The organism is Sphingomonas phyllosphaerae (assembly GCF_029623345.1).
GTDB classification, from domain to species: Bacteria; Pseudomonadota; Alphaproteobacteria; order Sphingomonadales; family Sphingomonadaceae; genus Sphingomonas; species Sphingomonas phyllosphaerae_C.
Window position 1 is genome coordinate 1 of sequence record NZ_JAPYKH010000012.1, and the last position, 21,213, is coordinate 21,213.

At 69.4% G+C, this 21,213-nt stretch carries 25 protein-coding genes; 11 read left to right on the forward strand and 14 right to left on the reverse strand.

The genetic code is table 11. The features are described from left to right. The coding region (locus QBJ89_RS12455) for a MipA/OmpV family protein (protein WP_277980808.1) at positions 1 to 883 on the reverse strand (883 nt) is incomplete at its 3' end. 126 nt (positions 884 to 1,009) lie between these two features. Between QBJ89_RS12455 and QBJ89_RS12460 the strand changes: the two genes are divergently transcribed. Then, on the forward strand, positions 1,010 to 2,011 hold the full coding sequence (locus QBJ89_RS12460) for a glycoside hydrolase family 3 N-terminal domain-containing protein (RefSeq protein ID WP_277980809.1): 1,002 nt from the start codon (positions 1,010 to 1,012) through the stop codon (positions 2,009 to 2,011). Positions 2,012 to 2,262: 251 nt separating this feature from the next. On the opposite strand, the gene QBJ89_RS12465 is transcribed toward QBJ89_RS12460, so the two are convergent. Beyond that, a complete protein-coding gene (locus QBJ89_RS12465) occupies positions 2,263 to 2,712 on the reverse strand; it encodes a peroxiredoxin (RefSeq protein WP_277980810.1) in 450 nt (149 codons plus the stop codon). Further along, positions 2,685 to 5,336: a bifunctional [glutamine synthetase] adenylyltransferase/[glutamine synthetase]-adenylyl-L-tyrosine phosphorylase gene (locus tag QBJ89_RS12470; protein ID WP_277980811.1), complete on the reverse strand. Its 2,652-nt coding sequence runs from the start codon at positions 5,334 to 5,336 to the stop codon at positions 2,685 to 2,687. The genes QBJ89_RS12465 and QBJ89_RS12470 overlap by 28 nt, the downstream gene beginning before the upstream one ends. A 39-nt stretch (positions 5,337 to 5,375) precedes the next feature. Between QBJ89_RS12470 and QBJ89_RS12475 the strand changes: the two genes are divergently transcribed. Beyond that, a complete protein-coding gene (locus QBJ89_RS12475) occupies positions 5,376 to 5,549 on the forward strand; it encodes a hypothetical protein (protein ID WP_277980812.1) in 174 nt (57 codons plus the stop codon). Positions 5,550 to 5,825: 276 nt separating this feature from the next. Here the strand turns inward: QBJ89_RS12475 and QBJ89_RS12480 are convergent, their stop codons facing one another. From QBJ89_RS12480 to QBJ89_RS12490, 3 genes are all read right to left on the reverse strand, one after another. After that, a complete protein-coding gene (locus QBJ89_RS12480) occupies positions 5,826 to 6,473 on the reverse strand; it encodes a sigma-70 family RNA polymerase sigma factor (protein WP_277980813.1) in 648 nt (215 codons plus the stop codon). Between the two features lie 112 nt (positions 6,474 to 6,585). Next, positions 6,586 to 6,723 (reverse strand): hypothetical protein, encoded by a 138-nt coding sequence (locus QBJ89_RS12485; protein ID WP_183945210.1) that lies wholly within the window; start codon positions 6,721 to 6,723, stop codon positions 6,586 to 6,588. Between the two features lie 380 nt (positions 6,724 to 7,103). Continuing rightward, the gene (locus QBJ89_RS12490) at positions 7,104 to 7,898 is read right to left on the reverse strand and encodes a response regulator (protein WP_277980814.1); all 795 of its coding nucleotides are present in this window, start codon (positions 7,896 to 7,898) and stop codon (positions 7,104 to 7,106) included. Between the two features lie 258 nt (positions 7,899 to 8,156). Here QBJ89_RS12490 and QBJ89_RS12495 point away from each other — a divergent pair, with 258 nt between their 5' ends. The 3 genes from QBJ89_RS12495 (at position 8,157) to QBJ89_RS12505 (ending at position 10,339) form a co-directional block, all read left to right on the forward strand. Beyond that, a complete protein-coding gene (locus tag QBJ89_RS12495) occupies positions 8,157 to 8,315 on the forward strand; it encodes a NepR family anti-sigma factor (RefSeq protein WP_258047785.1) in 159 nt (52 codons plus the stop codon). Positions 8,316 to 8,320: 5 nt separating this feature from the next. Beyond that, complete coding sequence (locus QBJ89_RS12500; RefSeq protein ID WP_431522535.1) at positions 8,321 to 9,931, forward strand: sensor histidine kinase; 1,611 nt, start codon at positions 8,321 to 8,323, stop codon at positions 9,929 to 9,931. A 273-nt stretch (positions 9,932 to 10,204) separates the two neighbouring features. After that, complete coding sequence (locus tag QBJ89_RS12505; RefSeq protein WP_277980815.1) at positions 10,205 to 10,339, forward strand: entericidin A/B family lipoprotein; 135 nt, start codon at positions 10,205 to 10,207, stop codon at positions 10,337 to 10,339. Between the two features lie 278 nt (positions 10,340 to 10,617). Here the strand turns inward: QBJ89_RS12505 and tatC are convergent, their stop codons facing one another. The 5 genes from tatC to QBJ89_RS12530 are packed head-to-tail and all read right to left on the reverse strand — an operon-like array spanning position 10,618 to position 13,424. Then, positions 10,618 to 11,406 (reverse strand): twin-arginine translocase subunit TatC, encoded by a 789-nt coding sequence (gene tatC, locus QBJ89_RS12510; protein WP_277980816.1) that lies wholly within the window; start codon positions 11,404 to 11,406, stop codon positions 10,618 to 10,620. After that, the gene (gene tatB, locus QBJ89_RS12515) at positions 11,403 to 11,819 is read right to left on the reverse strand and encodes a Sec-independent protein translocase protein TatB (protein WP_277980817.1); all 417 of its coding nucleotides are present in this window, start codon (positions 11,817 to 11,819) and stop codon (positions 11,403 to 11,405) included. The genes tatC and tatB overlap by 4 nt, the downstream gene beginning before the upstream one ends. 26 nt (positions 11,820 to 11,845) lie before the next feature. Beyond that, the gene (locus QBJ89_RS12520; protein ID WP_277980818.1) at positions 11,846 to 12,085 is read right to left on the reverse strand and encodes a twin-arginine translocase TatA/TatE family subunit; all 240 of its coding nucleotides are present in this window, start codon (positions 12,083 to 12,085) and stop codon (positions 11,846 to 11,848) included. Positions 12,086 to 12,111: 26 nt separating this feature from the next. Further along, positions 12,112 to 12,693, reverse strand: a complete 582-nt coding sequence (gene scpB, locus QBJ89_RS12525; protein WP_277980819.1) for an SMC-Scp complex subunit ScpB — start codon at positions 12,691 to 12,693, stop codon at positions 12,112 to 12,114. Beyond that, positions 12,690 to 13,424 (reverse strand): segregation and condensation protein A, encoded by a 735-nt coding sequence (locus QBJ89_RS12530; protein WP_277980820.1) that lies wholly within the window; start codon positions 13,422 to 13,424, stop codon positions 12,690 to 12,692. The genes scpB and QBJ89_RS12530 overlap by 4 nt, the downstream gene beginning before the upstream one ends. A 644-nt stretch (positions 13,425 to 14,068) precedes the next feature. Between QBJ89_RS12530 and QBJ89_RS12535 the strand changes: the two genes are divergently transcribed. The 4 genes from QBJ89_RS12535 to QBJ89_RS12550 all read left to right on the forward strand — a co-directional run bounded on the left by QBJ89_RS12535 (position 14,069) and on the right by QBJ89_RS12550 (position 17,473). Then, complete coding sequence (locus QBJ89_RS12535; RefSeq protein ID WP_277980821.1) at positions 14,069 to 15,202, forward strand: M23 family metallopeptidase; 1,134 nt, start codon at positions 14,069 to 14,071, stop codon at positions 15,200 to 15,202. 305 nt (positions 15,203 to 15,507) lie between these two features. Next, positions 15,508 to 15,846: an iron-sulfur cluster insertion protein ErpA gene (gene erpA / locus QBJ89_RS12540; protein ID WP_277980822.1), complete on the forward strand. Its 339-nt coding sequence runs from the start codon at positions 15,508 to 15,510 to the stop codon at positions 15,844 to 15,846. Positions 15,847 to 15,896: 50 nt separating this feature from the next. Continuing rightward, complete coding sequence (xth, locus tag QBJ89_RS12545) at positions 15,897 to 16,667, forward strand: exodeoxyribonuclease III (RefSeq protein ID WP_277980823.1); 771 nt, start codon at positions 15,897 to 15,899, stop codon at positions 16,665 to 16,667. Then, positions 16,664 to 17,473, forward strand: coding sequence for a transporter (locus QBJ89_RS12550; RefSeq protein ID WP_277980824.1), 810 nt, complete (start codon positions 16,664 to 16,666; stop codon positions 17,471 to 17,473). The genes xth and QBJ89_RS12550 overlap by 4 nt, the downstream gene beginning before the upstream one ends. A 158-nt stretch (positions 17,474 to 17,631) precedes the next feature. Here the strand turns inward: QBJ89_RS12550 and QBJ89_RS12555 are convergent, their stop codons facing one another. Together QBJ89_RS12555 and QBJ89_RS12560 are read right to left on the reverse strand one after the other, a co-directional pair. Beyond that, positions 17,632 to 17,907 carry a hypothetical protein gene (locus QBJ89_RS12555; protein WP_277980825.1) on the reverse strand — a complete coding sequence of 92 codons (276 nt, stop codon included), beginning with the start codon at positions 17,905 to 17,907 and terminating at the stop codon, positions 17,632 to 17,634. Beyond that, positions 17,904 to 18,080, reverse strand: coding sequence for a hypothetical protein (locus tag QBJ89_RS12560; RefSeq protein WP_277980826.1), 177 nt, complete (start codon positions 18,078 to 18,080; stop codon positions 17,904 to 17,906). The genes QBJ89_RS12555 and QBJ89_RS12560 overlap by 4 nt, the downstream gene beginning before the upstream one ends. Before the next feature lie 275 nt (positions 18,081 to 18,355). On the opposite strand from QBJ89_RS12560, the gene QBJ89_RS12565 reads away from it, so the two are divergent. Further along, positions 18,356 to 18,619 carry a hypothetical protein gene (locus QBJ89_RS12565; protein WP_277980827.1) on the forward strand — a complete coding sequence of 88 codons (264 nt, stop codon included), beginning with the start codon at positions 18,356 to 18,358 and terminating at the stop codon, positions 18,617 to 18,619. A 75-nt stretch (positions 18,620 to 18,694) separates the two neighbouring features. Here QBJ89_RS12565 and QBJ89_RS12570 read toward each other — a convergent pair whose 3' ends face one another. Continuing rightward, positions 18,695 to 19,846, reverse strand: coding sequence for an N-acetyltransferase (locus tag QBJ89_RS12570; protein WP_277980828.1), 1,152 nt, complete (start codon positions 19,844 to 19,846; stop codon positions 18,695 to 18,697). Positions 19,847 to 19,966: 120 nt separating this feature from the next. Here QBJ89_RS12570 and QBJ89_RS12575 point away from each other — a divergent pair, with 120 nt between their 5' ends. After that, on the forward strand, positions 19,967 to 21,058 hold the full coding sequence (locus QBJ89_RS12575; RefSeq protein ID WP_277980829.1) for a fatty acid desaturase family protein: 1,092 nt from the start codon (positions 19,967 to 19,969) through the stop codon (positions 21,056 to 21,058). Positions 21,059 to 21,213: the final 155 nt, after the last annotated feature.

A 21,213-nucleotide genomic window follows, 5' to 3' on the forward strand; every position in this document is an offset into this window, starting at 1 on the left:
GGATCGAGAAAGTATAGGTCAGTGCGATTCCCGCCGACAGTTGGTCCTGCGAGTTCACCCGCCGGATCACCGGTGAGCGTGCGGCGTCGTCGATCAGCCGCTGGTACACCGCCTGCGCCTGCACGCCCCAGCGCGGCGTCAGCGCGTAGATCACGCGGCTGGTCGCACCGAGCGACTGGATCCCGCCGCCGGGCGAATAGGCCGCCAGCCCGGTTCGCGCCGCCGCTTCGGGCGAGACACCGAACCAGGCGCGCTGGTAGCGCGAGTCGGTCACCACCACGCGTGGGCCGAGCGAGACGAGCCAGGCGTCGCGGTCGCGGCGGACATAGTCGACGCCGAGCTGGCTGATCCAGCCCTCGTGCCCGCCCAGGCCCTTGCGCACCTCGCCGTGCCAGCGCCAGCGGTCGTCGCTCCAGGTCTGCGCATAGCCGCCCAGCTCGACGGTGCGGCCGACCGCGGGCAGGCCGGGAACGATGTCGTCGGTGCGGCGCCGGCCCTGCAGCTCCACCGTTGGGCCGAACTCGATGCGGCCGTGGCGGATCAGCGCGATCGTCGTGCCGTCGTCGGGCGCGCCATAGCCGAATGGCGTGTCGCCGCGCGCGCGCGCGACGCTGATCATCGGGGTGAGCCGCAGCGCATCGTTGCCGGGGAAGCCGGGCACCAGTTGCGGCCCGAGGCCGACGCGCACGCGCAGCGGCTCGCGCCGCTTCTCCTGCCCCGGTTCGGTCGGGATCAGCGGCTGGCCGGCGAGGACGTCGGGCGCGGCCTCCTTGGGCGCGGCAGCGTCCGGCGGACCGGCGGGCTGCTGCGCGACGGCGGGCGGCGCGGAGACGCCCCCGACGATCGTAGCGAGAACGAGCCCGGCCAGAATGCGGTACGACATGCGACTCCCCTCAGCGCCGCGGTGGACCCACGTCAACGCGCGATCGGCGCGCCGGCTCCGGCGCCTGCCGCGCCTGCCTATCATAGAGGATTTCCCCCGTCCGCCCGCGCGCTCTACAAGCCGCGCATGAAGCCCGTCATCTTCGGCCTGTCCGGCCTTGAGCTCAGCGCGTCCGAGCGCGCCTTCTTCCGCGCCGCGCGCCCCGCTGGCTATATCCTATTTAAGCGCAACGTCGCGGATCGCGCGCAGCTGCGCGCGCTGACCGACTCGCTGCGCGCGCTCGAAGGGCGCGACGACGTGCCGATCCTGGTCGACCAGGAGGGCGGGCGCGTCGCGCGCCTGGGGCCGCCCGAATGGCCCGCCTTTCCGGCCGGCCCCGTGTTCGACCGGCTGTACGATCTCGCCCCCATCTCCGCGATCGAGGCGTCGCGCGCCAACGCGCACGCGCTGGCGCTGATGCTCGCCGAGGTGGGGATCACGGTCGACTGTCACCCGATCCTCGACGTCGCTCGTGCCGACACCACCGAGGCGATCGCGTCGCGCGCCTTCGGCGGCGAGCCGATGCGGGTCGCCGCTCTGGGCCGCGCCACGCTGGAGGGGCTGGCCGCGGGCGGCGTCGTCGGGGTGGTCAAGCACATGCCGGGGCACGGCCGCGCGCTGCTCGACACGCACTATCACCTGCCGACCGTCACCGCCTCGGCCGAGGAGCTGGAAGAGGATCTCGCTCCGTTCCGCGCGCTGGCGTACGCGCCGATGGGGATGACGAGCCATATCGTCTTCGAGGCATGGGACCGCGAGCGGCCCGCTACGCTCTCGCCGGTGGTGATCGAGCAGGTGATCCGCGGCGCAATCGGCTTCGACGGGCTGCTGATGACCGACGACATCGACATGAAGGCGCTGTCGGGGACCGCGGGCGAGAAGGCAGCGGATGCGATCGCGGCGGGCTGCGACCTGGTACTCGACTGCTGGGCGCGGATGCCCGAGATGGAGGAGATCGCCGCGCGGCTCGACGACATCGCGCCGGCGTCGCTGGCGCGACTCGAGCGCGCGATGGCGACGCTGACCCCGCCCGCCGGCGACATGGCGGCGCTGCTGGATACGCGCGACCGGTTGCTGGCGCTGGTATAGGCGATCGAGCCCGGTCGAGCCGCTCGAACGACGCTGTTCCCGGGCGAAAGCCGGGGTCCAGGAGGGAAGGCTGTCGTGGATCTCACGACCATTCCCCACCTGTTCCCCGACTTTCGCCGGGGAACAGCTTGCGCATTCGGAGGAGTGGATCCGGACCGAGTCCGGGATGACGGTGTGGGCGGTCGCGAGGGTCGCGCACGCGGCAGAGCGCTAAGCCCGCTGCGACGCTCGTCCGCTCCGCCGCGCCGCCGTCATCCTAGCGCGCGCGCCGCCTCCAGCACCTCTTCGGCGTGGCCCGGCACCTTCACCTTGCGCCACGCGCGCACCAGCCGGCCGTCGGTGCCGTAGAGGAAGGTCGCGCGCTCGATCCCCATATAAGTGCGGCCGTACATCTGCCGCTCGCCCCACACGCCGAACGCCGCGGTGACGCTGCCGTCGAGGTCGCTGCCGAGCGGGATGCCGAGCCCGTGGCGTGCGATGAACTTGTTGTGCTTGGCCACGGTATCGCGCGAGACGCCGATGATCGTCGCGCCCGCGGCGGCGAAGCGGCTGGCCAGCGCGGAGAAATCGAGCGCCTCATGGGTGCAGCCGGGCGTGTCGTCCTTGGGATAGAAATAGACGATCAGCGGGCGCGGCAGCTCGCGCAGCCGCAGCGGCGCGCCGTCGGTGCCGGTCACGGTGACGTCGGGGATGGTGTCCACGCGATACTCTCCTGCCACTGGGCGGCGACGCTCTCGCGCACCCGGTCCAGCGTGGCAAGCAGCGTTTCCCAGTCGGGCAGCATCACCGCGCGCGCGATCAGCGCTCGAGTCGCCGCCGCGCCGGGCTCCTGCGCGTCGGGCGCGACCAACCGCCCGGTCACCAGCAGCCGGGCGAGCAGCGCGTAGGCGTCGCGCATCGCCGGCGCGAGCGCACCCTCCGCCACCAGCGCGTCGATCGCGACGTTCAGCCGCGGGTCGAAGCCGCACCGCCGCGTCAGCTGAGTGACGTGCACCGCGAATTCCAGGTCGACCAGCCCGCCGGGCAGCAGCTTGGCGTCGAGCCGACCGTGCGGCGGCTTGTGCCGCGCCATCTCGGCGCGCATCTCGGCCGCTTCGGCGGGGACGTTGCGCGCCGGCCGCTCGCCTGCCAGCACCGCGGCGACGATCGCCTCCAACGCGGCCCGCGCCTCGGCCGAGCCGAAGACCGCACGCGCGCGGGTCAGCGCCATATGCTCCCAAGTCCACGCTTCCTCACGCTGGTAGCGCGAGAAACTGTCGAGGCTGACCACCAGCGGCCCCTGCGCGCCCGAGGGCCGCAACCGCGTGTCGACGGGATAGAGCGGTCCCGCCGCGGTCGGAACCGACAAAGCCGCGGTGACTCGCTGCGCCAGCCGGGTGAAGTAGAGCGTCGCGCCGAGCGGCTTGGCGCCGTCCGACTCGGCGGTGAAGTCGCCGGTGAACAGGTAGATCAGGTCGAGGTCGGAGGCGTGGGTCAGCGCCATCCCGCCCATCCGGCCGAGCGCGAGGATGACCAGCTCACCGCCGGGAACGCGGCCGTGTGTGCGCTCGAACTCGGCCGCGGCGGCACTCGCCAGCGTCTCGATCGCGGCCTCGGCGACACGCGCGTAGCCCGCCGCCACGTCAAGCGAGTCGGCCGCGCCGGCGACGATCTGCGCGCCGAGCGCGAACCGCTTGTCGCCCACGACCCGGCGGACGTGATCGAGCAGCGCTTGATAATCGGCTCCCTGTTCCATCGCGCGCATCTCCGCGACCAGCGCCGCGATCCCGCCAACGGGCGCGAAGGCGCTGGCGTCAATCAGACCGTCGAGCAGGTCGGGTCGGCGCGCCAGCTCGTCGGCCAAGGTCGGCGCATGGCTGAGCAGCTCGGCGAGCAGCGCGGTCAGCGCGGGGCGCGCCTCGAGCAGGCGGAAGACATTGACGGCGCTTGGCAGGCGCTCGAACAGCCGGTCGAGCCGGTTGAGCGCGACCGCAGGCACCGGCGCCTGCGCCAGTGCGCCGAGCAGCACGGGCAGCACCGCCTCGAGCGCGCTCTGTGCCGCCGCGGAGCGCAGCGCGGGGTAACGCGCCTCGCGCCAGGCGCCGACACGGCGCACCGCATCCTCGGCGTCGGCGAAACCGCTCTCGGCCAGGGTCTGGCCGAGCCGCGCGGAGTCGAACGGCAAGCCCGCGGCGGCGACGGGGGCGAGCCGATCGAACGCCGCCGCGACGCGCTCGACCTGCGGCGCGAGCAGCGCGAGCAGCGCCGCGCCGTCGTCAACTCCGTGCAGCCGCGCGACCCGGTCGAGCTCCTCGCCCGCGGGCAGCGCGTGGGTCTGGCGGTCGTCGATCATCTGCACGCGGTGCTCGATCGTGCGCAGCAGCGTATAGGCCTCCGCCAGCGCGGCGGCGTCGGCGGCGTCGATCCGCCCCGCGGCGGCGAGCGCGGCGAGTGCGTCGCGCGTCGCGGGCGCGCGCAGGGACGCATCACGGCCGCCGTGGATCAGCTGATGGACTTGCGCGAAGAACTCGATCTCGCGGATGCCGCCGCGGCCGCGCTTAAGATCGTAGCCGGGGCCGAACGCCTGGCCCTGCGCGTAATGGTCGCGGATACGGCGGGTGATGTCGAGGATCTCGCCGACCGCGCCGAAATCAAGGCTGCGGCGCCACACGAACGGCCGCACCGCCTCGAGGAAACGCGCGCCCAGCGCACGATCGCCCGCCGCGACGCGCGCGCGGATGAAGGCGGCGCGTTCCCACGGCAGCGCCTGCGACTCGTAGTAACTGATCGCGGCGTCGACGGGGATCACGATCGGCGTCGCCTCGGGCGAGGGGCGCAGCCGCAAGTCGACGCGCAGCACATAGCCGTCGGCGTCACGCGCCTGCAGCAGCTCGAGCACGCGGCGGCCGATCCGCACCGCCGCGTCGGCGACGTCCTCGCGCGCCCGGCGCGGCAGCGTGGCGGGATCGTAGAGGAGGATCGGGTCGATGTCGGACGAGTAGTTGAGCTCGCGGCTGCCCTGCTTGCCCAGCGCGATCGCGACGAAGCCGCGCGGCGTGGCGTCCGGCGTGCGCTCGGCGATCGCGCCGGCGATGGCGCGGTCGAGCGCTGAGTCGGCGAAGTCGGTGAGTCGGGCGGTGACCGCGGTAAGGTCGAGCGCGCCGGCGAGGTCGCCGAGCGCCACCTCGAGCGCGAGCGCGCGCCGCTCCAGCCGAAGCTGCCGCGCGAGCGGCAGGTCGGGCCTGTCCAGGGCGCTCGCGGTCGCCGCCTCACGTTGAAGCAAGGTGTTCAAGAACGGAGCGAATTGTTCCGCCCGCCGGCGCGCCTCGTCGAACCGGTGGGTCATCATGGCGAAACCTAAGCCGAGGTCACACGTTGCCGCAACATGGTAGCAGATCATCCCTCTTCTTCTGGCGGCCCGCGCGGCGGTTATGTCGTCCAGGCGCCGCAGGCGGGGGATGTGCTCGCGGGATCGCTGCGGGCGGCGTACCGGCGCGACAAGGCGCTGCCGAGCGACATGGCAGGGCTGCTAGCGAAGTTGGGCCGCGGCGGGCACTGACGGTCCGCGTTCGCCGTCGCCATGCGTTGACGACGAAAGTGCTGACCTGAAGCACGGCATCATCCCGAACTCGTTTCAGGATGGAGGCTTGAGGCGACAAAGCGCCCGGACGCGTCGCATGCAAACCTTCGCGGATCGCTCCGCGCGAGCAAGAAGGGGCGCGTGCCGATCACCACGGTACGCCATCTCGCTCGCGCGGCACGGTGGATCCTGAGACGAGCTCAGGATGACGGCGTGGTAGGCTGACGCGTCACCCCGCCACCCTCAACTCCGCTTTCACGCGTCGCGGTCGCGGCTCAGCTCGTCGACTTCGTTCATGATCGAATCGAGCGTCGTGCGATCGCCGCTCACTTCATGGTCGCGGCGGGACGACAGCGCGCCGTCGGTCATCAGCGCCTCGAGCGCGACGCGGCCGCGCGCGACACGGCTTTTGATCGTCCCCACGGCCACGCCGCAGATCTCGGCGGCTTCCTCATAAGCGAAGCCACCCGCGCCGACCAGGATCAGCGCCTCGCGCTGCGGCTGCGGCAAATGCATCAGCGCGCGTTGCATGTCCGCGAGCTCGACGTGCTTGTCCTGGCTGGCAGGCGCGGCGAGCACGCGGTCGGCGACCAGATCGTCCCACTCGCCCTTGAAGCGCGCGCGGCGCATCTGGCTGAGGAATAGATTGCGCAGGATGATGAAGGTCCAGGCGCGCATGTTGGTGCCCGCCTGGAAGCGCTTGCGCGCCGCCCAGGCCTTGAGCAGCGTCTCCTGCACCAGATCATCGGCAAGGTCGCGGTTGCCTGAGAGGGAGCGGCCGAACGCACGCAGGTGCGGGATGACGAGCGCGAGCTGTTTCTTGAACTCGGGATCCGACAGCGCGACATATTCCGTCGGCGCCGGGGCCGACGCCTCGTCCGCATGCGAGGTTGATTGGGTCATGCCGCTCCGTCGTGCTGGCGCGGCGCCATCTTGGCGCTCGTCCGAAGCTGGAAGATAGGTATCGGCCGGCCGGTTGGCCAGCCCGTCACGCACCACTTGTTCGAGCATCGCGTCAGGACAGGAGGATGGCGGCGAAGGCCACGACGATGAGCACCAGCGACGCCGCGAGAATATAGCGAGTCATGCCCGGCGTGCTGCCGGCGCGAGCCTCGTCGGTCTCGAGATGAACTCGATCGTTGTCGTCTGCCATGAGGCTCCAACGCGGCTCGACCGTTTTGGGTCCGTAAGGATGGGAACAAGTCGCGGGGACGGTGCGGTTTTGTCAGGCGTTGCGCCGCGACCGGCCGTTAGTGCCTTTCGTCCTCCACCGGCAATGCGTCGACGACGAACGTTTGTCGTAGGTTCTATGCCGGCGTCCCATGCCTATCACTCCCGCAAAGCCGGAGGCCAGACGCACTGACGTCAGCAATGGGGTCGACACGTCCGCGCCGCTGGATCCTTGCCTTCGCACGGACCTTGGTGGAGGGGTGAAGCTGTCGGTACCCCCACGCGCCACGATCGTTGCGGACACCGGCATGCCGACGGGGAGCGCGGCCTCGCACACGCAACGCCCCCCGGCCGCCTTCACCCTTACGCCGGTACGGTGGTCTCGTCGAAGAACAGTGCCTGGCTGATCGCCGCCTTTACCGTCGAGCGCTGGAACGGCTTGGTGATCAGAAAGGTCGGCTCGGGCCGCTCGCCGGTGAGCAGCCGCTCCGGGAAGGCCGTGATGAAGATAACGGGCACGTTGAACTCGGCGAGGATGTCCTTCACCGCATCGATGCCCGAGCTGTCGTCGGCAAGCTGGATGTCGGCCAGCACGAGCCCGGGGCGATCCTCCATCGCCAGCGCTACCGCCTCGTCGCGCGTCACCGCCACGCCGGTGACCTCATGGCCGAGGTCGCGCACGATCGACTCGATGTCCATCGCGATGATCGGCTCGTCCTCGATGATCAGCACGCGCGCTCGTGTCTGCTTCTCGATCTCGGCGAGCGCCTCGGCCACCAGCGAGTCGACCTCGGACGAATCAACCTCGATCAGATAGGCCGCATCTTCCGGCGTGAAGCCCTCCATCGCGGTGAGCAGCAGCGCCTGGCGTGACAGCGGCGTCATCCGCGATAACCGCGCGCGCGCCACCGCTTCCTGCTCCTCGGCGGGCTCGGTGCTCTCGACCTCGTCGAAATTGGCCGAGTTCCAGATCGCCTGAAAGGTGCGATACAGCCCCAGCCGCGGATCGACGTCGCGCGGGAACTGGTCAGGCGCCGCGACGATCGCCTCCAGCGTCGCGCGAACGTAGCGGTCGCCCTGCGCCTGGCTCCCGGTCAGCGCGCGGCCGTAGCGCCGCAGGAACGGAAGATGCGGCGCGAGTTGTTGTCCGAGCGACATGTGTAGAAAGCCCTCCCTCACGGCCCCGCGCGAGTGCGCCGCCGTGCGTCGTGAAACCGATCGTGGACGGTGCGCAACCGTGGCAATAAGTTCCCCCCGGCCGCCGATTTCGTCGCACGGCGGGGGAACCATCGAAGAGCTATTTGGTTTCATCCAGCGAGCGCGGCCAACCGTGCCAGCAGCATATGGATGTTCCATCGTGTTCCCGCTCGACCCGCCCAGCGGTCGCTAGGGCCGGGTTGTCTTGGGGGGTAAGCGTTGACGTCGGACAAGAAAGCGCCGGAAAAGCCGAAGAAGGGCACCGTCGCGCACTCGAAGAATCGGGATATGGGTTCGGCGCTGCGCTCCGTCTATCAGAAGACCGTCGAGGAAAGCGTGCCGGACGATCTGCTCTCCCTTCTCGGCAAGCTTGACTGATCGACGTGGCGGCGTCCGCGGCCGCTGACGTCCCGCGTTCGCCCGCGGGGCCGGGCGAGTTCGTCGGTCATTGGCCGACGGGCGCCAAACTCTTCCTCATTCTCAGCATCGCGCTGCTGCCGCTGGCGTTGATCGCGATCTTCGCCACGCTGCGCGTCACCCAGATCGCCGACACCGAGCTTCGCTCGCACCTGCGCGTCGCCGCGGCCGAGTCGAGCCGCGCCATCGCCATCGAGCTGGTCGGCGACATGACGGCGCTGCGCGTCGCGGTCGACGCGCTGACCGCCGACCGCGGCGACGCGCCGAGCTGCGCGCGCGCGCAGGGCGTGTTCGCGCAGCAGTCGGCCGCGGGCACCAGCTTTGTCATCCTCGATCGCCATGGCCAGCCGATCTGCGGTGAGCCCTTCCCGGGCGCTGCCGCCTTTGCGCGCCAGTCCGACCCCGCGGTGGTCAGCGCGCGGCTCATCGAGGGTGCGGCGGGCGGTCGACGCGGGCTGATGCTGCGTATCGCCGGGCGCAGCAACGGCGTGAGCGCGGCGGCGTATTTTCCCGCCGCCTTCCTCCAGCAGCTGAGCCGGCCGAGCGGCTTCGCGGTCGATTATGGCTCGACGCTGACGCTCGGCAACCAGCGGCTCGAGCTCGACCCGCTGAAGCGCGAGAGTGCGTTCGAGCGGCGTGAGGCGGCGCGCAACGATCTCGTCGTCGCAGGGCTGGCGCTGGAGATGCAGGTGCGCAGCGCCCCGATCAGCTCGCCGCTGCTGATCGCGCTGGCGCTGCCGCTGCTGATGTGGGCGCTGGCCGCGGCGATCAGCTGGTTCGTGGTCGATCGCCTACTGATTGCGCCGCTGCGCGCGTTGCGCGGCAGCATCGCCGCTTACGCCCCCGGCGACCAACCCGACCCCGCGATGCTGCGCGCGCTGCCCGCGCAGGAGATCCGCGATCTGGGCGACACGTTCCGCGCGCTCAGCCGCACCGTCGCGCTGCACGAGGCGGGCCTCGCCGAGGGGCTGGTGCGCCAGACCAAGCTGACGCGCGAGGTGCACCATCGCGTCAAGAACAATCTCCAGGTGATCTCGAGCCTGATCAACTTTCACGCGCGCGGCGCGCGCAGCGTGGAGGCGACCCAGGCCTATGCCTCGATCCAGCGCCGCGTCGACGCGCTCGCGGTGGTGCACCGCTATCACTTCGCCGAGATGGAGGAAAATCGCGGCGTCGGATTGCGCTCGGTGCTGGGCGAATTGGCCTCGAGCATCCGCGCCACCGCACCCGAGGGCACGCGGATCGGCATCGTGCTCGACATCGACCCCTTCTACGTCACGCAGGACGTCGCGGTGGCGGTCGCCTTCCTCGTCACCGAGCTGGTCGAGCTGGCGATGACCTGCGCGCCCGAGGCACAGCTGCGCATCTCGCTCAAGCCGGTCGCGGGCACGGCGGAGAAGGCGATGCTGCGATTGTCCTCGCGCGCGCTTGTCGACAGCGACATCCTGCGCGACGGGCTCGGCCATCGCTACGGTCGCGTGATCGAGGGACTGACCCGGCAGCTGCGTTCGTCACTGCAGCACGACCCGCTCTCGGGCGCCTATGAGATCGCGGTGGCGGTGACCGGCAGCGAGTGAAAACATCCTTTTCAGGGCTTTGGAAAATAATGACGCTGCAGCGGAACTGATCGCGGGAAGGCCCGTTCACCCATTCGGACAGCGACCTTATGCCCCCCGCTCTCGCTGTCCGCGACATAGGCCCGGAAGCGTCCACCCCTCCCCCCCCCCGGTGACGCTTCCGGGCCTTTACCATTTCAACCGCATCGCCGATGACGCTCCGCAAGCTATTGCAGTGGCGGAACGATCAGGGCCGCCGCGCATTGTTGGCATGATCTTCGAGGAGGCGGTTCGATGCGTAAGGTTATGATGGTTGCGGCACTGGCCGGCGCGATGCTGGTGGCGGCGTGCAACACGGTCGGTGGCGTCGGCAAGGACGTGTCCTCCGCAGGCGACGCAGTCAGCACCGCGGCGGACAAGTCGAAGTAATCTAATCCCTTCGGGGTCGCACGGGAGGCGGGTCGCGGCGACGCGGCCCGCCTTTTGCTATGAGGCGGACGCGAATGGGTGAACCATCGCGCGGTCGATCGGCACGAAATCGCCCGACCCGCGCGTTTCGCGACCCTGCTCCGGCAAACGCCGGCATCCAAGGCCAAGCAAAAAACAACGTCTCACGATAATCGCGGCCCAGGCTCCTGCCTCCGCAGAACTCAGAGGGGGAGACTCGTAACGATCCCTCAAAAGCGAGGATCGAACGTCGTCCCGCCCTATTCCGCCTCGGCTGCCTCGACCGCTGCGGCGGTCTCGCGCGCGCGCTTGCGCTCGGTGAACCAGATGCCGACGATCGCCAGCTCGTAGAGGATTACCAACGGGATCGCCAGCAGCAGCTGCGAGCCGACGTCGGGGGGCGTCAGCACCGCGGCGATGGCGAAGGCGCCGACGATCGCGTAGCGCCGCGCGCCGATCAGCTGCTTGCGCGTCACGATTCCGGCGCGCTCAAGCAACATCAGCAGCACCGGCAGCAGGAAGGCCGCGCCGAAGCCGAACAGGAACTGCATGACGAAGCTGAGATAATAGCCCATTGCCGGCAGCGCCTGCTGGTGCACGCCGCCGACGTCACCCGAGAAGCCGAGCAAAAAGTGCAGCGCCATCGGGATGGCGACATAATAGGCCATGGATGCGCCGAGCAGAAACAGCAGCGGCGTCGCCAACAGGAACGGCAGCAGCGCGCGCTTCTCCTTGCGGTACAGGCCGGGCGCGACGAACTGCCACAGCTGCATCGCGATCACGGGGAAGGAGATCATCATCGCCGCGAAGAAGGCGACCTTCACCTGGACGAAGAAGGCCTCGAACAGCTGCGTGTAGATGAGCGTCTTCTGCCCCGCGCTGAGCAGCGGCTGGACCAGGAACGCGAAGATATTCTCGGCGAAATACCAGCACACGCCGAACGACAGCACCACCGCAGCGATGCAGTAGAGCAGGCGGCGGCGCAGCTCGAGCAGATGGTCGAGCAGCGGCGCGCGGCTGTCCTCCAGCTCGTCGACGACCTCGCTCACGACGGTGCCTTGTTATCGGCCGCGGGCATCTCGTGCGGCGCGCCCGGCACAACGCGCGGCTGCTCCACCATCACCGGCGCGTGTTCCGCGTGCGACGTGTCATCGTGCGAAGGCGCGAGCGACGAGTCAGCGGGCGCGTGCTCGCCCGAGGGTGGCTCGGGCGGCGGCGGCGGGATCATCGGGTGCTCACGCATGATCCGCTCGTTCTCCGCCTTCCACTTCTTTTCCATTTCCTCCAGCTCGGCCTCGCGCACCATCTCGTCGAAGCCGGCACGGAACTGGCGCCCGACCGCGCGCGCGCGGCCGACCCAATAGCCGACCACCCGCATCGCCTTGGGCAGGTCCTTGGGGCCGATCACCACCAGCGCGACCAGCGCGACCAGCAGGAACTCGGACGAGTCGATGTTGAACATTCAGCGTGCCGGCCGGATGCGAGGGATCAGCGCCGCTCCTCGCGGACTCGGTCGGCGTCGCGATCGAACGCGGGCTCGGCGCTCGACTGCGCCTCGATGCGCGGCTTGGGCGTGCGATCCTCGGCATCCTCCTCGGCCATGCCCTTCTTGAAGTTCTTCACGCCCTTGGCGACGTCGCCCATCAGATTCGAGAAACGCCCGCCACCGAGCAGCAGGACCGCGACGATCGCGAGAATGAGGATATGCGGAAGACTGAAGCTGCCCATGGTGGAATCTCCTAATTGTGTGTCATCTAGTCGTCGTCGGCGTCTTTTTCCACCGCGAGTTGCTCGAAGGCGAGATCGACCGGATCAAGCAGCCCGGCGGCGCGCAGATCGTCGAGGCCGGGCAGGTCCCGCCGGCTCGTCAGCCCGAAATGGGACAGGAACTCGGGGGTCGTTGCGTAGGTGAGCGGGCGACCGGGCACGTCGCGCCGCCCGGCGGGTCGGACCCAGCCCGCCTCCATTAGTACGTCAAGCGTCCCCTTGGCGACCTGGACGCCGCGGATCGCTTCGATCTCGGCGCGGCTGACCGGTTCGTGATAGGCGATGATCGCGAGCGTCTCGATCCCGGCGCGGCTGAGCCGGCGCACCTCCTCGCGATCGCGGCGCAGCAGATGCGCGAGATCGGGCGCGGTCTGGAAATGCCAGCGTCCGCCGCGCTCCACGAGCTCGACGCCGCGGCCGCGGTAGCGCTCGGCGACGGCGGCTATCGCGGCCCGTACGTCGCTGCTGCCGTCACCGTTGCCGACATAGGCGCGCAGCGAGTCGAGCGAGAGCGGCTCGGCGCTGGCGAACAGCACCGCTTCGACCGCGCGCTCGATCGCGGCGCTCACGCCGCCGGCCGCCGCAAGTACAGCGGGGCAAACGGCGCCTCCTGCCGCAGCTCGACGCGCCCCTGGCGCGCCAGCTCGAGCGCAGCGAGGAAGCTCGACGCCAGCGCCGAACGACGCAGCGCGACGCTCGCCTGCTCCGGCAGAAAAGCCTCGATCGAGCGCCAGTCGATCGCGCTGCCGACCAGCGCCGCGACGCGCGCGATCGCCGCCTCCAGCGTCATCACTTCGCGGTCGTGGACGACATGCATCACCGGGCGCGACCGCGCCGACACGCGGCCATAGGCGGTCATCAGCTCGTAGAGATCGGCCGTCCACTGCGCCTTGCGCACCACCCGCAGTCCTTCGGGCGCGGCGCGTCGGAACACGTCGCGCCCGAGCCGGTCGCGCGCCATCAGCCGCGCGCCGGCGTCGCGCATGGCGTCGAGCCGCTCGAGCCGCAGCTGCAACCGCATCGCCAGCTCGTCGGCGTCGGGCTCCACCTCGGGGTCGCGCGGCAGAAGCAACGCCGACTTGAGATAGGCCAGCCACGCCGCCATCACGAGATAATCGGCGGCGAGCTCGAGCTGGAGCACGCGCGCGCGCTCGACGTAGCGGAGATATTGCTCGACCAGCGCGAGGATCGATATCTCGCGCAGATCGACCTTCTGCGCGCGCGCGAGCGACAGCAGCAGGTCGAGCGGACCTTCCCAGCCCTCGAGATCGAGCGTCAGCTGCTCGGGCGCGTCGCTCATCGGGCGCGGCCCCGAGCGCGAGAGGGCAAGGTGCTGACGCGGCACATGGGACGCACCGTGGCACGTGGCGCCTGGTGGGGCTAGGGGTGGCGGTGGCTCGGGCTGCCCTATCAACACGCTTGCTGAGCAGGCGGGACGGTGGATCCCGGACCTAGTCCGGAATGACGGGTGAGCTATGGCGAGCCCTCTGCCATCGCATCGACGAATCCAGACACACCTTCCCGCGAACTTGCGGGAGCCAGATGACAACCGCAGCCGCCTTGAGACACGTTCGGGATAACAACAAGAATTGTCATGCCTCTGCCGCGTCCGATCACCGCAGCATCCGAAGGCGCGCTACCGCTCCACATTGGAGCAAACCCGCCGTCGTGCGCCAGTCACTCGCGCCGATCCGCCACCAAGAATCACTCGCAACCCACGTAAATCACGCGATCGCTCCCTACTCGACTCGGCGAATTACAACGACTCGCCGCGTCTCTCCGTCGATCGGGCGCGCTCTGACGCCGCTGCTCTTGCCCGATTAACCCTGCTCAGGTCACAAACCTTTGTGCCTGGGAGGCTTCGTCTCCGGGGTGGCAGTACGAGAAAAGGGGAAGGCCGCGCGGCAGCCCGCCGCCCGGTCGCAGTCTTTGATCTGGGGTTCGATGAACGACACCGCTCTCACGCCGGCCGCGCGCCCGCTCGATCGCCTGCGCGTCGCTGATGGCACACGCCGCCTGATGGTACGCGGTGGCGCCGCGATGGTCCTGGGCCTCGCCGGCTACGGCGCCGTCGCCGCCAGTCAGCAGGTCGCGGTCGCGACCGGGCTCAAGCCGGTGCCGACCAGTGAGCACAAGCTGGCCAAGATGGAGCAGAAGGTCACCCAGCTCCAGAGCCGTGTCGCCACGATCCGCCGTACCGCCGAGCTTCACGCCAGCCGCATCGAGCAGCGCCAGGCGCTGCTCGCCGCCGCGCTGACCGGCGAGGGCGAGAGCCGCGAGCTGGCGCGCGCGACGCTGGCGATCGACCCCGACGCCACTCGCCTCGCTGCCGACACGATCAAGCCCTTCCTCCGGGTCGAGACGCGCCAGGCCGAGCTCGCCGCGGTAGCGCAGCGTGAGCTTGACCAGCGCTACGCCGCGACTGCCAAGACAGTCCGCAAGCTGGGCATCTCCACCGCGCGCCTTGCGAAGAGGGGCAGTGCGATGGGCGGCCCGCTGGTCGACGCCAGCAGCGCCGAGGCCCGTGCCGATCTCGCCGCCGACCAACAGTTCCGCTCTTTGTTCATGAGCTGGAAGAAGCTTGACCGGCTCGAGCAGGGCGTGATCGCGATTCCGTCGGTGCAGCCGGTGCAGAAGCTGCAGTTCACCAGCAATTTCGGGATCCGCAGCGATCCGTTCCGCGGCACCGCGGCGATGCACGCCGGGGTCGACATCCCCGGGCCGAGCGGCACGCCGATCTACGCCACCGCCGACGGCGTGATCAGCCACGCCGGCCGCCAGGGCGGCTATGGTAACATGGTCGAGATCAACCACGGCAAGGGCATCGCCACGCGTTACGGCCATCTGTCGAAGATCCTCGTCTCTGACAATACGCGCGTGAAGCGCGGCCAGCTGATCGCGCTGATGGGCTCGACCGGGCGCTCGACCGGCCCGCACCTCCATTACGAGGTACGGATCGACGGTCATGCGGTGAACCCCGTGCCGTTCCTGACCACCGCCGACTATCTGATGGCCGCGCAGGACCGCGCCGTCGGCCAGATCCCCGTGTCGACCTCGGGTCCCGTGCCGCAGGACTAATCGCCTCGCTTGAGAGGGGAGGGGGGCCGGCGCCGCGCCACGCGGGCCGGCCCTTTGTCGTGGTGTGGCGGCGGAGAGCCTTTCCACCGAGGCAAATTCCCGTCAGCCGGGGCTTTATCCGGAAGCCAACGCCCCGCCCCTGCTGAAGGCGTTGTTTTCGCGGGATCATGGATCCGGGCGCAGGGCGGGGATGACGCGTGTGGGCGTTGCGACGTGAGCGTGGCGACGACGCCCGAAGCGAGGTCGGGAAGACGTCGTCCGCCGCGCCCCTTCCCCCCGCCGCTGCCCACGCCTATCTTATGCGCATGGCCACGCTTGCACCCGATATTGCGCTCACCTCCGCCGCTGCCGCGCGCGTCGCGGCGATCGCGGCGCGGCAGAACAAGCCCGCGATCCTGCGCCTCGCGGTCGAGGGCGGCGGCTGCTCGGGGTTCCAGTACCGCTTCGGCTTCGCCGACGTGCCGGAGGCGAGCGACCTGGTGGTGGAGACGGACGGGGTGCGGCTGGTGGTCGACGACGTCAGCCTCGATCTCGTCCGCGGCGCCAGCGTCGACTATATCGAGTCGCTCGGCGGCGCCTCGTTCAAGGTGGAGAATCCGCAGGCTGCGAGCGGTTGCGGCTGCGGCACCAGCTTCTCGGTCTAAGGCACGCGCGGGGCGAGACAAAGCGATCGCGGCGCGATAGATCGTCGCGGGTGAAGATCGTCACTTACAACGTCAACGGCATCAAGGCGCGGCTGCCGCGGCTGCTCGAGTATCTCGAGGAGGCGCAGCCCGACGTGGTGTGCCTTCAGGAGCTCAAGTCGAGCGACGAGACCTTCCCCGAGGCGGAGGTGCGCGGCGCCGGGTATGGCGCGGTGTGGCACGGGCAAAAGGGGTTCAACGGCGTCGCGGTGCTCGCGCGCGGTGCCGACCCGGTCGAGCGCCAGCGCGGGCTGGAGGGCGAGCCCGAGGACGAGCACAGCCGCTACCTCGAGTGCGACGTCGCCGGGCTGACCGTCGCGTCGATCTATCTGCCCAACGGCAATCCGCAGCCCGGTCCCAAGTTCGACTACAAGCTGCGCTGGATCGAGCGGCTGCGCGCGCGCGCGGCGCAGCTTCTCGCCAGCGAAGTTCCCGCGGTGTTGGCGGGCGACTATAATGTCATACCCAATGACGACGACGTCTTCTCCGTGCGCGCGATGGCAAGCGACGCGCTGATGCAGCCCGAGAGCCGCCAGGGTTATCGCGCGCTGGTCGCGCAGGGCTGGACCGACGCGTTGCGCGCGCGCCATCCTCGCGGCGGCGTCTGGACCTTCTGGGACTATCAGGCGGGCGCGTGGCAACGCGACGCGGGCTTCCGCATCGATCACCTGCTGCTTAGCCCGGCGGTGGCCGACCGGCTGGTCGAGGCCGGTGTCGACAAGGAATATCGCGGGCGCGAGAAAGCGAGCGACCACGCGCCCACCTGGGTGCGGCTGCGATGATCCGCGCGGGCCTGCTCGCCGCCGGGCTGCTGCTCGTGGCCGCTCCTGCGTCCGCGCAGGACGAGCCGGTCACCGAGCGGTTCTGCCCCAACCGGCCGTCCCTCGGCGCGAGCGGCTGTGTCACCATGCCGGGGCAGGTGCAGGTGGAGCTATCGGGCGTGGACTGGCAGCGCGACGACAGTGGTGACGCACGCGAGGACCTCACGCTCTTCGGCGACGTCACGGCACGGATCGGCGTGACGCGCGACAGCGAGCTGCAGGTCGAGTTCACGCCGCTGGGCACGCTGCGCACGCGCGACAAGGTCACCGGCGCCGTCTCACGAAAATGGGGGGCTGGCGACACGACGATCGGCTATCGCTACGCGCTGAGCCACCCTGACGGGCGCGCGCTATCGTCCGCGATCCAGCCCTATGTGACTCTCCCGACCGGCCGCAGCGGCATCGGCGACGGCGACTGGTCGGCAGGGGTGATTGCGCCGGTGTTCTGGCAGATGAACGAGAAATGGAGCCTCGACTTCACCGGCCGCGCCACCGCGGCCGCCAACGAGGAGGGCGGAGGCCGGCATTTCGACGCGAGCGGCGTCGTCGGCCTGGGCTATGCGCTCACCGACAGTCTCACCACGGTGGCGGAGTTCTCGGTCGAGCGCGACGACGATCCCTCGGGCCATGTCACGCAGACGCTCGCGGCGGGGTCGCTGGCGTGGCAGCCGACCAAGCGGACGCAGATTGACCTGCTCGCGGTCGCGGGGCTGAACCATGACTCGCCCGACGTACGACTGGTACTGGGCGGCGCGTTCCTGTTCTGAGCAGGGGCGACCTCTCTCTTTTTTTCGGCGTTATCCTGAGCTTGTCTCAGGATCCACCGATCTGCCTCCATCGCGGCCTCTGAGTGGTGATCCGCACGGTGGACCCTGAAACGAGTTCAGGGTGACGCCGGGAAATGGAAACGCCTACGTCGCCGAAGCTATGCCGCCGCGTCAGGCTCCTGCACCGCGATCAGGTCGAGCACCTGCCGCGCACCCTCGTCGCTCGCCGCGGCGAGCTTGAGCGGGCGAGCACCCAGTCCGACATCGGCGTTGAGAAAGGCCATCGCGCCGGCGAGGCCGAGCCGCTCGGTCGCCGCGCGGACCACTTGGCTCTCGCGCGCCGCGCTCTCGGGCGACAGCTTCGGGACGCTGCTGGCGGGCCGAAAATAGGGGCGGCGCGGCGGGCGCGGGGCGGGCTGCGGCTGGTCGCTCACGCGCCGACCACCACGGTCGGGCGGACCACGCCGGCGAGCCACTGCACGTCGGCGATCCGCGCGGCATAGCCTTTGGCGCAGATCCGATAGGCGTCGCGACCGTTTGCGCTGCCGGTGTCCGACGCACGCGCGATCGATATCTGATGATGTGAGTAGAGTTCGTTAAGGTCCATGTCGGTCTCCCTGCGTGCAAGCGGGAGCGCGTTCGGTCTCTCAGCTATCCAGGCTCGCATGGTCAGATCTGAATAGTGCATATGAGATGGGGTCGACGCGCCTATTCACAAGGGCTCGCCATTTTCTGGCGTAATCCGCCGGATGTCGGCGGCGGCCCTCGCGCCGCAGCCCGAGCGAAACAAGTAAGCCGTTGATAAAGCGGCAAAAAAACCGAATGGCACGGTGTCTGCAAAGCATTGGGCGTCCCCGATCAACGGGGCAGGGAGACACCGCCATGAACGTCACGATCGTCGCCGCTCTCACCAGCCTGACCCTCGTCGCCCCCGCGCAGGCCGAGCCGACCAGCCCGGCCGCAGTCGCCACCACCACGAGCGCCGCCACGGTCGCGACCCAGGGCGAGGGCGGCGTCAAGGTGCGCAACCCCAACACGCGCTACTGCTACAACACCGAGGCGACCGGCTCGCACATCATCCAGCGCGTCTGCCACACGCGCGCCGAGTGGAAGGAGCTGGGCGTCAAGGTTCCCGAGAAGCTGTGACCGCCGCCAACGGGCGGACGGGAGGGGGCGGCGCCGCGCCGGCTGAGGCGCGCGGCGCCGCCGGCTCGCGTCGAATCAGAGCGTCCGCTCGTAGACCTGATAGACCTTGTTGACGCGGCTATCGATCGCCGTGGCGATCGAGTTCATTCCCTGGTTGTCGTCAAGGATCCAGCCGATCTCGCCGCGCGAGGCGCCGTAGTTCGCCACCGACGCCTTGCGGATCGCCTCGATCATCATGAAGGCTAGTTGGCTGGCCAGCCGCGAGGATTGCAGCTCTTTGCGCACCCCCATCAGCGGCACACGCATCGTGCGCACGCGCGGCTTGCGCAGCCACAGGAGCAACTTGGCCCAGCCGAACGGGAGCAGGCTGCCGTTCAGCGGGCGGATTGCCTCGTTCAGGTCGGGCAAGGTGATCATGAACGCCACCGGCCGGCCGTCGACCTCGGCGATGCGGATCAGGTCGTTGAACACGATCGGCTTGAGCTTGACGCCAACGTCCTTGATTTCGGGCGGGGTGAGCGGCACGAACCCCCAATTGTCCGACCAGGCGTCGTTGAGGATCTCGAGGATGATCGCGGCTTCCTCGTCGAACCGCTTCTTGTTGACCTCGCGCACGACGATGCTCTTGTTGTTCTCGCCCGAGCGGATGATCCGCTTCACGATCGGCGGGAACTCCTGGGTGATGTCGAGCTCGTAGGTGACCAGCTGCTTGACCGGCTGGTAGCCGGCGCGCTCGATCCACTCGCGGTACGCCGGCTTGTGATGCCCCATCATCACCGTCGGCGCCTGGTCGAAGCCCTGGATCAGCAGTCCCGGCTCCTCCCAGATCGACATGCTGATAGGACCGAGCGCGCGCACCATGCCCTGTTCGCGCAGCCACGCCTCGGCACGTTGCAGCAGCGCGCGGAAGATGTCCTCGTCCTCCGCGTCCATCAGGCCCCACTGCCCGACACCGGGGCCGAAGCCCTGCGCAGCAGGCATCTCGAGCGCGAGCGTGTCGATATGCGCCGAGATGCGCCCGACAACGCGGCCGTCGCGCCGCGCCAGGAAGAGCTGCGTCTTGGCATGGCTGAACCAGCCGTTCTTCTCCGGCGTGATCAGCCCCAGCGCCTCGCCTTTCAGCGGCGGCACCCAGTGAGGGTCGTCGGCGTAGAGGCGGAAGGGAAGGTCGACGAACGCCTTGCGCTCGCTCTTGGTGGTGACCGGGGTGATGGAGAGATCGGACATGGCGCTCGCCCGTAAACGGAGAAACCGATCATAGCGAGCGAGCTTTTACTGGCAACGGGGAGTGCGCGCGTCCTGTAAAGGTCACGCTGTCGCCACTATGTTGGGGCAATGAACAGCGCCATGGACACGATGACCTTCGAGAGCCGGGGCGAGAGCGCGGCTGCCGCGCCCGTCGCGCCACGCGCGGCAATCGCGGACGACAAGGCGATGCTGCGTGCCGCCGCCGAGCTCACCCGGGACCTCGTGCAGCCGCGTCCCGCAATCTACTGGGCCGACCTGATCGGCTCCGCGGTGGTCGGCTACGCCGCGCTCGCGGTCGCGACGACCGTCGCGTCGGCCGGCCTGGCGGTGCTGGCCGGGGTCGTCGCGGTGCTCGCCTTGTATCGCGGCATGAGCATGATCCACGAGATCAGCCACATCAAGCACGCCGCGGTGCCGGGCTTCCGCGCCGGCTGGAACGCGTTGGTCGGGGTGCCGATGATGATCCCGTCCTTCATGTACGAGGGCGTCCACAACTTGCACCACGCCAAGACGCGCTACGGCACCTCGGAGGATCCCGAGTATCTTCCGCTGGCGCTGATGCGGCCGTGGACCCTGCCGGTCTTCATCCTGGTGTCGGCGCTGGCGCCGATTGGTCTGCTGATCCGCTACGCGCTGCTCGCGCCGCTGTCGGCTTTGTTGCCGCGGCTGCGCGAGGCAGTGGTGGCGCGCTACTCGGCGCTGTCGATCAACCCGCATTTCCGTCGCCGTGCGCCGCAGGGCGAGGAGAGGGCGCGCTGGACCCGCTGGGAGATCGTCACCAGCCTCTGGGCGATCGCGTTGCTCGCGTTGACCGCGACCGGCGTGGTGTCACTCAAGGCGTTCGCGATCTTCCTGGCGGTCGGCTCGGGCGTCGCGCTGATCAACCAGGTGCGTACTTTGGTCGCGCATCTGTGGGAGAATGAGGGCGAGCCGATGAGCGTCACCGCCCAGTATCTTGATACGGTCAACGTGCCGCCGCCCGCGCTGCTGCCGGTGCTGTGGGCGCCGGTGGGGCTGCGCTACCACGCGCTGCACCACCTGCTGCCGGGCCTGCCGTATCACGCTCTGGCGGAGGCGCACCGGCGCATCTCCAAGGTCCTCGAGCAGGATTCGCCCTTTCACAAAGCGAATTACGCCGGCTTGCCGGGACTTGTGGGCAAGTTGGCCGCGGCGACGATGCGGGGGCGGTGAGGAAAGCGGGCGGCAGCGCGACCTGCCGCCTTCTTTCTTCCGGCACCCTGAACTTGTTTCAGGGTCCACCCACTCCCGTACTCAACGGCCCCGGCGCCTGCGGATCCTGAAACGAGTTCAGGATGACGCCAGTGGAGAGGTAAGAGCGCCATCTT

Coding starts and splice junctions, on each gene's coding strand:
- QBJ89_RS12475 (WP_277980812.1), top strand. CDS start 5,376: ATGGTAGCAGATCATCCCTCTTCTTCTGGCGGCCCGCGCGGCGGTTAT.
- QBJ89_RS12460 (WP_277980809.1), top strand. CDS start 1,010: ATGAAGCCCGTCATCTTCGGCCTGTCCGGCCTTGAGCTCAGCGCGTCC.
- erpA (WP_277980822.1), top strand. CDS start 15,508: ATGGCCACGCTTGCACCCGATATTGCGCTCACCTCCGCCGCTGCCGCG.
- QBJ89_RS12485 (WP_183945210.1), bottom strand. CDS start 6,723: ATGGCAGACGACAACGATCGAGTTCATCTCGAGACCGACGAGGCTCGC.
- tatB (WP_277980817.1), bottom strand. CDS start 11,819: ATGTTCAACATCGACTCGTCCGAGTTCCTGCTGGTCGCGCTGGTCGCG.
- QBJ89_RS12535 (WP_277980821.1), top strand. CDS start 14,069: ATGAACGACACCGCTCTCACGCCGGCCGCGCGCCCGCTCGATCGCCTG.
- QBJ89_RS12520 (WP_277980818.1), bottom strand. CDS start 12,085: ATGGGCAGCTTCAGTCTTCCGCATATCCTCATTCTCGCGATCGTCGCG.
- QBJ89_RS12470 (WP_277980811.1), bottom strand. CDS start 5,336: ATGACCCACCGGTTCGACGAGGCGCGCCGGCGGGCGGAACAATTCGCT.
- QBJ89_RS12560 (WP_277980826.1), bottom strand. CDS start 18,080: ATGGACCTTAACGAACTCTACTCACATCATCAGATATCGATCGCGCGT.
- QBJ89_RS12565 (WP_277980827.1), top strand. CDS start 18,356: ATGAACGTCACGATCGTCGCCGCTCTCACCAGCCTGACCCTCGTCGCC.
- QBJ89_RS12570 (WP_277980828.1), bottom strand. CDS start 19,846: ATGTCCGATCTCTCCATCACCCCGGTCACCACCAAGAGCGAGCGCAAG.
- QBJ89_RS12550 (WP_277980824.1), top strand. CDS start 16,664: ATGATCCGCGCGGGCCTGCTCGCCGCCGGGCTGCTGCTCGTGGCCGCT.
- QBJ89_RS12480 (WP_277980813.1), bottom strand. CDS start 6,473: ATGACCCAATCAACCTCGCATGCGGACGAGGCGTCGGCCCCGGCGCCG.
- QBJ89_RS12490 (WP_277980814.1), bottom strand. CDS start 7,898: ATGTCGCTCGGACAACAACTCGCGCCGCATCTTCCGTTCCTGCGGCGC.
- QBJ89_RS12505 (WP_277980815.1), top strand. CDS start 10,205: ATGCGTAAGGTTATGATGGTTGCGGCACTGGCCGGCGCGATGCTGGTG.
- QBJ89_RS12530 (WP_277980820.1), bottom strand. CDS start 13,424: ATGAGCGACGCGCCCGAGCAGCTGACGCTCGATCTCGAGGGCTGGGAA.
- QBJ89_RS12575 (WP_277980829.1), top strand. CDS start 19,967: ATGGACACGATGACCTTCGAGAGCCGGGGCGAGAGCGCGGCTGCCGCG.